This is a genomic window from Acinetobacter sp. YH12039, assembly GCF_013420015.1.
Lineage (GTDB): Bacteria > Pseudomonadota > Gammaproteobacteria > Pseudomonadales > Moraxellaceae > Acinetobacter > Acinetobacter amyesii.
Genome location: NZ_VOZA01000033.1, coordinates 22,873 through 33,415, shown reverse-complemented (window position 1 = coordinate 33,415; position 10,543 = coordinate 22,873). Strand labels below are relative to the sequence as shown.

9 protein-coding genes and 1 pseudogene are annotated in these 10,543 nt (G+C 40.7%); 8 read left to right on the top strand and 2 right to left on the bottom strand.

The window, feature by feature from the left end; translation table 11 throughout:
- The first annotated feature begins 363 nt into the window (after positions 1–363).
- Positions 364–1,570: pseudogene (gene mhpT, locus FTT98_RS12835) on the top strand (3-(3-hydroxy-phenyl)propionate transporter MhpT).
- Between the two features lie 114 nt (positions 1,571–1,684).
- Entirely contained in the window at positions 1,685–2,011 is a 327-nt protein-coding gene (locus tag FTT98_RS12830; protein ID WP_078193710.1) for a hypothetical protein, read from the top strand.
- Between the two features lie 70 nt (positions 2,012–2,081).
- Here the strand turns inward: FTT98_RS12830 and glnG are convergent, their stop codons facing one another.
- Both glnG and glnL read right to left on the bottom strand, forming a co-directional pair.
- Entirely contained in the window at positions 2,082–3,557 is a 1,476-nt protein-coding gene (gene glnG / locus FTT98_RS12825) for a nitrogen regulation protein NR(I) (RefSeq protein WP_078188728.1), read from the bottom strand.
- Positions 3,547–4,653: a nitrogen regulation protein NR(II) gene (glnL, locus tag FTT98_RS12820; RefSeq protein ID WP_078188727.1), complete on the bottom strand. Its 1,107-nt coding sequence runs from the start codon at positions 4,651–4,653 to the stop codon at positions 3,547–3,549. Before glnL ends, glnG begins: the two co-directional genes overlap by 11 nt.
- A gap of 352 nt (positions 4,654–5,005) precedes the next feature.
- Between glnL and rimO the strand changes: the two genes are divergently transcribed.
- From rimO to ispC, 6 genes are all read left to right on the top strand, one after another.
- Positions 5,006–6,349, top strand: a complete 1,344-nt coding sequence (gene rimO, locus FTT98_RS12815; protein WP_111883759.1) for a 30S ribosomal protein S12 methylthiotransferase RimO — start codon at positions 5,006–5,008, stop codon at positions 6,347–6,349.
- 45 nt (positions 6,350–6,394) lie between these two features.
- Positions 6,395–7,123, top strand: a complete 729-nt coding sequence (pyrH, locus tag FTT98_RS12810) for a UMP kinase (protein ID WP_078193535.1) — start codon at positions 6,395–6,397, stop codon at positions 7,121–7,123.
- A gap of 79 nt (positions 7,124–7,202) precedes the next feature.
- Positions 7,203–7,757, top strand: coding sequence for a ribosome recycling factor (gene frr, locus FTT98_RS12805; protein ID WP_078188724.1), 555 nt, complete (start codon positions 7,203–7,205; stop codon positions 7,755–7,757).
- A 6-nt stretch (positions 7,758–7,763) separates the two neighbouring features.
- Positions 7,764–8,519 carry a polyprenyl diphosphate synthase gene (uppS, locus tag FTT98_RS12800; protein ID WP_180041113.1) on the top strand — a complete coding sequence of 252 codons (756 nt, stop codon included), beginning with the start codon at positions 7,764–7,766 and terminating at the stop codon, positions 8,517–8,519.
- A complete protein-coding gene (locus FTT98_RS12795) occupies positions 8,520–9,344 on the top strand; it encodes a CDP-archaeol synthase (protein ID WP_078193533.1) in 825 nt (274 codons plus the stop codon).
- On the top strand, positions 9,345–10,541 hold the full coding sequence (gene ispC / locus FTT98_RS12790; RefSeq protein WP_180177436.1) for a 1-deoxy-D-xylulose-5-phosphate reductoisomerase: 1,197 nt from the start codon (positions 9,345–9,347) through the stop codon (positions 10,539–10,541). It abuts the gene before it with no gap.
- The last annotated feature ends 2 nt before the right edge of the window (positions 10,542–10,543 follow it).

Genomic DNA, 10,543 nt, shown 5'->3' with positions numbered 1-10,543 from the left:
AGCAAGTAACTTGGACCAGTGTTGATCATTTAGCATTGTTCGAGGCATAGCGAGTGTAAAATTGGGTTTGGCGATTTAATTTTACTATCTCGCTATTTTTTTAATCAACAAATGTCAACAGACCCTAGTTTTAGCTATGGTTTGATTATTAAAATCTTTCATAAACTTAAGTGATTGATAGTAAAATATAAATACAAAAAATAAGATCTAAAAACTATTGATATACAAAGTTTTAAGTCTTAATAGTGGGCTTTTGGTCGTGTGAATTCCGACCTTTGTAGTGGTATTTATTCTACCCAATAAAGCCGAAACTTCAGGGCATGGCGTACAAGTGGGTTTACGCTACATGAATGGAGTTCGATTATGGCAAATCAACAATCGGGAAAAATGCAAAAATTTCTAACGGTATTTTTGTGTTTCTGGGTGGCATTTTTTGAAGGTTTTGACCTGCAAGCGCCTGGTATCGCAGCAAAAGGAATCGCAGCGACATTTTCCTTAGATCAGGTGCAAATGGGTTATGTGTTTAGCTTAGGTGTATTTGGTATGTTATTTGGCGCGTTCTTTGGGGGGGCGTGTCGCTGACTATTTGGGACAAAAGAAAGTCCTGATGTTGTCGATTTTTATCTTCGGTGTATTTATGTCAATAACGGCAGTTGCACCAAGCATTGAAATTTTATATATCGCACGATTCTTTACAGGTTTAGGTTTGGGTGCTGCGATGCCAACGATGATCTCGGTGGTGGGTGATGAAGCGACGGATGCTAACCGTGGGCGCTTAAATAGTTTGATGTACTGTGGCTTACCTGTAGGTGCAATCTTTGTTGCTGGCTTGGGTATTATCTTTAAAGATATCTCTTGGCATACACTATTTTTAATTGGTGGTTTAACGCCTTTAATCTTGATTCCATTCATGGCGATTATCTTAAAAGATAAGCGTACTGAAAAAGTTCAGGCAGAAACCAAAGAAGCTGTTCCAGCGATGGGGCAAATCCTTTTTGCTGAACAGCGTTATAAATATACATTGCCGCTTTGGTTAAGCTTCTTCTTTACCTTGATGGTGAACTATATTCTGATCAGTTGGTTGCCTAACTTGCTTATGGAGCAAGGGTTGGAAAAGCAACAAGCTTTCATGATCATGTTGATGTTCCAAGTGGGCGCAGTGATTGGTACGCTGGGTTTAGGCTACTTGCTGGATCGTCTAAAATTATGGCAAATGGCAGTGATTATCTATTCAGGTTTGTTTGTAGCATTGTTTGTGTTGTTTACAACAAATTCCATTCCTGTACTCATCGCAGCAGGCATCATGGGCGGAATTTTCTCTACAGGTGGTCAATCGATTTTGTATGGGATATCCCCAATTTTCTATACACCAGCGGGGAAAGTAACAGGTGTGGGAAGTGCAATTTCATGGGGGCGTTTGGGTGCAATGACAGGTCCATTACTTACAGGTAAGATTTTGGCGCTAGGTCTAGGAACGACAGGTATTTTAATTGCAAGTGCGCCGGGTATTGCTTTGTCGGCTATCGCGGTGGCTGCATTGTCAGCCTATAAGTCATCCCTCAAGAAATAATCGAAATCAGTCATATTTAAAGGAGCTACGGCTCCTTTTTTATTGAATAAATATCTTTAGCTGGAACTAAGTTTTGTTAGAATAAATCTAATATTTATGAATAAATTTACTTCTATGTCTTATCAATTGATCGAACTTGATATTTCTCCTTCAGATAACATTCAGTGTCCACATTGCCAGCAGCAAGTGATTGATTGGTCAGAAGAGCAGTATGTACAGCCATGTGAGCATGTGCTGTTTATTGCAATGGATATTGGTTTTGAGTTTATTACCGATGAATTTGAGCAAACTATGCAGCATACAGTCGATGACTTGCATGCCAATGATGATCAATATCATATGTTTACTGAAATTACCGCCTCGAGCTTCCCTGAGTTTCTGATTTATAAGTCTGATTTAGGGGTGGAAGGTTATTCACGTTATGTCGGCTTTACGGCATAAAATGTTGTTAAAAAATCTCAAAATAAAAAAGCCAGTCAAGTGACTGGCTTTTTTAATGAAAATCAGAAAATTAACTTTCTAATTCTTCTTCGACATCATCTTCGGCACTGTCCATACCAAGTTCTTTGAGTTTACGGGTTAAAGTGTTGCGACCCCAACCTAAAAGTTCTGCTGCATGGCGCTTACGCCCACGTGTTTGCTGTAGTGCAGCATTGATGAGGGTGCGTTCAAACATTGGTGTGGCAATGTCGAGAATTTTCATCTCACCATTTTTAAGTTTTTGTACGGCCCATTGACCAAGTAACTCATCCCAGTGATGCACACCAATACGATCAATCCCTTGAGTAGCAGGATTGCCATCTGTGCCTTGAATTGGAATCTGTTTTAATTCAGAAGGTAAATCTTCTGGATAAACTTCACGGCCTGTGATCATGACCGTTAACCAGCGACAGGTATTTTCGAGCTGACGCACATTACCTTGCCACGGCAGTTTTTGCATGTATTCTTGCGTTTCAGGACGCAGAATTTTCGGGCTTACCCCAAGTTCTTTACCTGCACTTGCAAGGAAGTGCTGTGCAAGCATCGGAATATCTTCACTACGATGTGCAAGTTTTGGAATATGAATACGAATCACGTTTAGACGGTGGTACAAGTCTTCACGGAAGCGACCTTCATGTACTAACTTTTCTAAGTCTTGGTGTGTTGCCGCAACGATACGGACATCCACCTTGACTGGGATGTGACCACCAACGCGGTAGAATTCGCCATCCGCTAAAACACGCAGTAAACGTGTTTGGGTTTCAAATGGCATGTCGCCAATTTCATCAAGGAAAAGAGTCCCGCCATTGGCTTGTTCGAAACGCCCTTGACGCTGTGTGTTGGCACCGGTGAACGCGCCTTTTTCATGACCAAATAATTCAGTTTCGATCAAATCTTTTGGAATTGCCGCCATGTTGAGGGCAATAAAAGGCTTGTTGCCACGTGGTGAATGCTTATGCAATGCATGCGCAACTAATTCTTTACCCGTGCCTGATTCACCATTAATTAATACGGTAATGTGTGATTGAGAAAGACGACCAATGGCACGGAAGACTTCCTGCATAGCAGGTGATTCACCAATAATCTCAGTAGATTGAATCGGTTGAACAGTTTTAGCAGATTCTTGTTGTTGTAATTTGGCAATATGCAAAATTGCACGGTTTACAAGCGCTAAGGCTTCATCAATATCAAAAGGTTTTGGTAGATATTCAAATGCACCCGTTTGATAGCTCGACACAGCAGATTCTAAATCTGAATGAGCGGTCATGATGATCACAGGTAAGTCTGGGTAGTTGCCTTTGACTTTACCTAAAAAGGTCAGTCCATCAATACCTGGCATACGAATGTCCGTCAAAATAACATCTGGCGCATCGACACTTAACTGATCTAAAGCGGATTGTGCTTCTTCAAAACTGGTAACATCAAAACCTTCTTCTTTGAATGTTTTTTCCAGCACCCAACGCATGGCGCGATCATCATCGATGACCCAAATCTTATTACGCGACATGATCTGACTCCCAAGGTAAATATAGGCTAAATACTGTTTTTCCAGGAACTGATTGGCATTCAATCATTCCGTTATGTTGATGCATAATATTTTGTGCAATGCTAAGGCCGAGACCTGTGCCTTTCGCTCGTCCTGTCACTAAAGGGTAAAATACGGATTCTAATATTTCTTGTGGGACACCCGGTCCATTGTCCTCGATGTCAATGCGTACCGCAGAACGTTTTAATACACCGTTGATGGTGACTAAGCGTTGAATTCGTGTGCGCAAGGTGAGTTCTGGTTGATGCTCAACAAAGAACTCTTTATTTTCAGTCATCGCCTGAACAGCATTAACACTGATATTCAGCATGACCTGAATCAATTGATCACGATCTGCCAGAACATCCGGTAAAGAAAGGTCGTAATCACGAGTGATCTTAATTTTCTTTTTAGTTTGGTTGACGATCAGTGAACGAACACGTTCAAGGGGTTCATGGACATTGACTGGTTCGTAACTTGGTAATTGTCTTGAACCAAGCATAGTGTCAGCAAGATTACGTAATCGGTCCACTTCACTAATAATAATGTCGGTGAATTCGCTGTACTTCGGATCATTTAAACTACGCGCTAAAAGTTGTGTCGCCCCACGGATACCACCAAGTGGATTTTTAATTTCATGAGCAACACCACGAATCAGTTGTCGTGCAACTTGATGTTGTTGAATCAGGTTTTCTTCTTTAGAGATTTTCAACATCCGGTCGATTTGATTGAGTTCAATCAATAGCAACGGGTGGTAGGGTTTGCCAGAGTTGAGCTGTGACACGGTGTAATCAACATGAATGTCTTTAAAGTTGACATTAATCGTTGCTTCTCGGCGCGTATAGTGCTGACCGGAAGTTAGTGTATTCATTAATGCATCATGCGTATTGAACTCATCATCGGGCATATGGAGTAAATTTAATACAGGCTGACCTGATGCACGAAGTAAGCTGATGTCAAAAAGCGCTTCACAAGATGAATTTAAATAAAAAATATTCAGGTTGCTATCGACCAATAAAATGGCAGTGGTTAAATTATCCACTAAAAGCCTGTAATCAATCGTCATAGTCTGATCCATTAGCGAGAGGTTCCTGTCTTAAAATGGCGCAATGGCATCTTCATAAAGCAAATCGTTCAATCTAATAAGGTTCGAATTGATGCAAGTTATGCAAGATATAAGCCAACTATTTCAGAAATACGCTAAGTTTTGATGCTTATTTGAATAAATGCGCTTATTTAAGACTTTAAATAAAGTGTATAGCTGATTAAAAACAGGCTGTAAATCTAAAATGCATTAAAATGGTGCAAATGAAATTATATGGATGAATTTATAGCTTTATTTTGGTGCGTGATATAAAGAGTGACCTTTTCACCTGTTTTTATGTTTTGAAAAGACATACAATACGCGGATTATAGTGGAGCGCAGATTCATGAAATCCCCCAAAGTCGGTTTTGTTTCTTTAGGTTGTCCTAAGGCATTGGTAGATTCCGAACGAATTTTAACTCAGTTAAAGACTGAAGGTTATGATGTAGCATCAGATTATGATGGTGCCGATTTAGTAGTTGTAAATACCTGTGGTTTTATTGAATCTGCAGTACAAGAGTCGCTAGATGCCATTGGCGAAGCGATGAGTTCAAACGGTCGCGTAATTGTGACTGGTTGTTTAGGTAAAGACGAAGACAAAATTCGCCAAATGCACCCAAATGTCTTAAAAGTGACAGGTGCTGCGGCATATCAAGAAGTGATGGAAGCTGTGCACGAATACGTGCCTGAGCCACCGAAACACAATCCGTTTATTGATCTAGTACCTGAACAAGGTATTCGATTAACACCAAAACATTATGCTTATTTGAAGATTTCAGAAGGTTGTAACCATCGTTGCACATTCTGCATTATTCCGAGCATGCGTGGTGATTTGGTTTCTCGTCCAGTAGGTTCAGTATTGACTGAAGCTCAAGCGCTGAAAAAAGCAGGTGTAAAAGAAGTCCTTGTGATTTCTCAAGATACATCGGCTTATGGCGTAGACACCAAATACAAATTGGACTTCTGGAACGGTCAGCCCGTTAAAACCAAATTCTATGACATGTGTGAAGCATTGGGTCAATTGGGTATCTGGGTGCGTCTGCACTATGTATATCCATATCCACATGTAGACGCTGTGATTGACTTAATGGCACAAGGCAAAATTTTGCCGTATTTGGATATTCCATTCCAACACGCAAGTCCTAAGATTCTAAAACTCATGAAGCGTCCTGCGCACAGTGAAAATACACTGGAGCGTTTAAAAGTTTGGCGTGAGAAATGTCCTGATCTTGTGATTCGTTCTACATTTGTTGTGGGCTTCCCGGGTGAAACTGAAGAAGACTTCCAAATGTTGCTTGATTGGTTAAAAGAAGCGCAGCTTGATCGTGTGGGTTGTTTTACTTACTCACCAGTTGAAGGTGCGACTGCAAATGATTTGCCAGATCATGTGCCTGAAGAAATCAAACAAGAGCGTTATGAGCGTTTCATGCAAGTTCAGCAAGAAATCTCTGCTGCGAAATTGCAAAGTCGTATCGGTCAGAAAATGACAGTACTTGTGGATGATCTTGAAGAAGAGTTCCCAGTTGCTGTTGCGCGTTCTTATGCAGATGCACCTGAAATTGACGGTAATGTTTTTGTTGAAGATATCGATAAGTCAGTGATTAAAGCAGGTGATTTACTTGAAGTAGAAATCACAGATGCAGATGAATATGACTTATTTGCAAAACTGATCTCGGTTAAGTCTGCTTAAACGATTCATTAAAAATAATTGAAATTAAATAATTCGGAGTTGATGATGCTTGATTCTAAAAAACCACGTTTTGGTCGCATCCTGCTTAAGCTTTCAGGTGAAGCTTTAGCGGGCAATAAAGAGATGGGTATCGATGCACAAGTGCTCGATCAAATGTCACTCGCAATTGCGCACCTTGTTGGTTTAGGTGTTCAAGTGGGGATCGTTGTCGGCGGTGGTAACCTTTACCGTGGTAGCCAATTACAAAAAGATGGTTTGGTTGGCCGTGTAACAGGTGATCAAATGGGTATGTTGGCCACTGTAATGAACGGTTTGGCACTTCGTGATGCTTTGGTGCGTCGTAATATCAAAACTCGTCTAATGTCAGCTTTACCTATTGGTGCTGTAGTTGAATCATACTCTAGCCGTGATGCTATTCGTCATTTAACTCGTGGCGAAGTTTGTGTATTTGTTGCAGGTACGGGTAACCCATTCTTTACAACAGATACAGCAGCTTGCTTACGCGGTATCGAGATTGAAGCCAATCTTATCCTTAAAGCGACGAAGGTTGATGGCGTATACAACAAAGATCCAAGTAAATATGAAGATGCAGTGAAATACGATGCATTAACATTTGACCAAGTTTTAGATGAAAAACTGGGTGTGATGGATTTGACAGCGATTTGCTTGTGCCGTGACCACAACGTTCCACTTCAAGTATTTGATATGAACAAATCAGGTTCATTACTTTCAGTGGTAATGGGTGAAAAAGAGGGTACTCACGTTACGAACTAATGTACGTGGGCCCTAAAGCTCTTTATACTACAAGCTATTTTAGAATTTACATCTTTTCGAATTAAGTAAGGAAGATCACATGATTAACGATCTTAAAAAAGACGCAGAAGACCGTATGAACAAATCTCTAGATTCTCTAGAGCATGGTTTTGCCAAAGTTCGTACAGGCCGCGCGCACCCATCAATTTTAAATGGTGTTATGGTTCCTTACTATGGCTCTGATGTGCCATTAAACCAAGTAGCGAACGTGGGTGTAGAAGACTCTCGTACTCTACTTGTTCAGCCTTTTGAACGTTCAATGGTTGCTGCAATTGATAAAGCAATTCGTGAATCTGACTTGGGCTTAAACCCGATTACTGCTGATGCCATCCGTGTTCCTATGGCTGCATTAACAGAAGAAACACGTAAAGACATGCAGAAAGTTGCACGTAACGAAGCTGAAAATGCAAAAGTTGCGATCCGTAACATCCGTCGTGATGTTTTGGGTGATATCAAAGCATTGTTGAAAGAAAAAGAAATTTCTGAAGATGATGAGCGTCGTGCAGGTGATGACATTCAAAAAATCACAGACAAATTCGTTGCTGAAGTTGAAAAACGTCTGGCTGCAAAAGAAGCTGAATTGATGAAGGTCTAAGTTTTAATGACCTCATCTGAAGAAACTTCCCGTCTTCCAAAACATGTTGCCATCATTATGGATGGCAACAATCGTTTTGCCAAAAAGAATCAAATGCAAAAAGGTGAAGGGCATCGTTCTGGAAAGGACATCCTAGATCCCATCGTTGAACATTGTCGTAAAAGAAATATCCAAGCACTGACGGTTTTTGCTTTTTCGAGTGAAAATTGGAATCGTCCTCAGTTTGAGGTTGATTTGTTGATGGCTCTTCTTGAAGAAACCATTCATGAACAGTTGCCACGCATGGAAAAATTTAACATTTCCCTACGTTTTATTGGTGATCGTTCTCGCTTATCTCCTAACTTACGTGACTTAATGTTGCAAGCCGAACAAAGGACTGCTAATTTCGACAGCATGACTTTAACTATTGCAATTAGTTACGGTGGTATGTGGGATATGACACAGGCTGCAAAAAAAATCGCAGCAGATGTTTTAACTAACAAAATAAATCTTGAAGCAGTGGATGCTGAAGTCTTTGGTCAATATGTCAGTTTAAGTGATCTACCTCCGGTAGATTTGTTAATTCGTACAGGTGGAGATTTCCGTCTTTCGAACTTCTTGCTGTGGCAAGCTGCTTATGCAGAACTTTATTTTACCCAGACATTATGGCCCGAATTTACCATTGAAGAATTTGACGACGCACTAGCGGTATTTGGTGGTCGTGAACGACGTTTTGGTAAGACCTCAGAGCAGATTCAACAAGAGCAGTTTGAGAATAAATAAATGTTAGAGCGGATAATAACCGCATTGGTACTGGTTTCAGTTGTACTGAGTTGCATGTTTGCAACCGAGTCTAAATACCCAATGCTTGTGCTGATGATCATTGCATCAGCTGTCGCGGGTTATGAGTGGTTTAAACTCATGCCGCGTAATACACAAAATGTGATTAAACCTTTCGCTTGGGGCTATGGTCTAGTCACTGCTATTCTTTCAGCACTAGCATTGCATTTTACAGATGTTGCATTACTGCTTTGGGCGGCTTCGATCTTTACTTGGATCTTAAGTGTTTATTGGGTGAAGTCTTATCCTGATTACGATAACTGGTATAACCCGAGTCTGAGTGGTATTGGTTTAGTCTTAGTTCCTGCTGCTGTAACCGCTATTTTTTCTGTGTGGATGAACTCACCGTGGTGGCTCATGTATCTGTTCCTGTTGGTATGGGGTGCAGACAGTGGTGCATACTTCGTGGGACGTAAATTTGGTAAGAAAAAACTTGCACCAGATGTGAGCCCGAATAAATCCATCGAAGGTTTATACGGCGGTCTATTTACTGCAATGCTAATTGTCATTGTTGTTGAAATTATTTATCTAGATTTAAGCATCGCTGAACATATTTTATTTTTAATACTTTCAGTAATAACGGTATTTAGTTCAGTACTTGGTGATTTATTTGAATCGATGATCAAGCGTCGTGCAGGGATCAAAGATTCTGGTCGTATTCTTCCAGGACATGGCGGTGTGCTGGATCGTATCGACTCGTTGCTTGCTGCAGCACCTATCTTTGCAGCAGGTATGTATGTTTTAAAATTAATTGGCGTAGATTTATAGATGTCACAATCTGTTTGTATATTGGGTGTAACAGGATCCATTGGTCAAAGTACTTTAAAGATTCTGCAACAGCACCCCGAAGAGTATTCAGTTTTTGCAGTCACTGCACATAGCCGAATTGTAGAACTTGTCGAAATATGCAAACAATATCGACCGAAAATCGCAGTTGTTCCATTTAATAAAGTGGATGAACTGCGCCAATTACTCGTAGCTGAAAAATTAACTGATATTGAAATCCTGCATGATGAAGCAGGATTGATTGCAGTAGCAGAACATCCACAGGTTGATGTGGTCATGGCAGCTATTGTGGGTGCGGCAGGGTTGCTACCGACATTGGCTGCTGCGAAAGCAGGTAAACGCGTGTTGCTTGCAAATAAAGAAGCGCTGGTGATGTCGGGTGACATCATGATTCAGACCGCACGTGAAAATAATGCTTTGTTGCTGCCGGTCGATTCTGAACACAATGCAATTTTCCAATGCTTGCCTGAAACTTATCTACAAGCTGAGCGTCATGGTCAGCCAAAGCTAGGTGTCAAACAAATTTTACTTACCGCTTCTGGTGGTCCATTTTTGCATCATAGTTTAGAACAATTGCAAAGTGTGACGCCTGCACAAGCCTGTAAGCATCCAAATTGGTCGATGGGGCAAAAAATTTCTGTTGATTCTGCAACGCTGATGAATAAAGGCTTGGAATTGATCGAAGCCTGTCATCTTTTTGCAGTTGAAGAACAATTTGTAACAGTTGTTGTCCATCCACAGAGTATCATTCATTCAATGGTTCAATATGTAGATGGTTCGACTTTGGCGCAAATGGGTAATCCTGATATGTGTACGCCTATTGCTCATGCATTAGCGTGGCCAAAGCGTATTCAAACACATGTGCCTCCATTAGATTTATTTGTTCATTCACAGTTAAACTTTGAACAGCCTGATATACAGCGATTCCCAGCACTAAAATTAGCACGTCAAGCCATGAAGGCTGGGGGCTTAGCTCCTACGATTTTAAATGCAGCCAATGAAATCGCCGTGGCAGCATTTTTGCATGAGAAAATTGGCTTTACTCAAATCCCTCAAATTGTGGAACATGTGTTGGGGCAAGTTGAAAACTCAGCTGCAAATAATATTGATGTTATTTTGCATGCAGATAAATCGGCACGTATGGTTGCTGAAAAAGCAGTATTGAATTCAGGAAGTTAAGA

Bases quoted from the DNA above. Each gene is read 5' to 3' on its own strand.
- FTT98_RS12830 (WP_078193710.1), top strand. From the start codon at position 1,685: ATGTCTTATCAATTGATCGAACTTGATATTTCTCCTTCAGATAACATT.
- glnG (WP_078188728.1), bottom strand. From the start codon at position 3,557: ATGTCGCGTAATAAGATTTGGGTCATCGATGATGATCGCGCCATGCGT.
- glnL (WP_078188727.1), bottom strand. From the start codon at position 4,653: ATGGATCAGACTATGACGATTGATTACAGGCTTTTAGTGGATAATTTA.
- rimO (WP_111883759.1), top strand. From the start codon at position 5,006: ATGAAATCCCCCAAAGTCGGTTTTGTTTCTTTAGGTTGTCCTAAGGCA.
- pyrH (WP_078193535.1), top strand. From the start codon at position 6,395: ATGCTTGATTCTAAAAAACCACGTTTTGGTCGCATCCTGCTTAAGCTT.
- frr (WP_078188724.1), top strand. From the start codon at position 7,203: ATGATTAACGATCTTAAAAAAGACGCAGAAGACCGTATGAACAAATCT.
- uppS (WP_180041113.1), top strand. From the start codon at position 7,764: ATGACCTCATCTGAAGAAACTTCCCGTCTTCCAAAACATGTTGCCATC.
- FTT98_RS12795 (WP_078193533.1), top strand. From the start codon at position 8,520: ATGTTAGAGCGGATAATAACCGCATTGGTACTGGTTTCAGTTGTACTG.
- ispC (WP_180177436.1), top strand. From the start codon at position 9,345: ATGTCACAATCTGTTTGTATATTGGGTGTAACAGGATCCATTGGTCAA.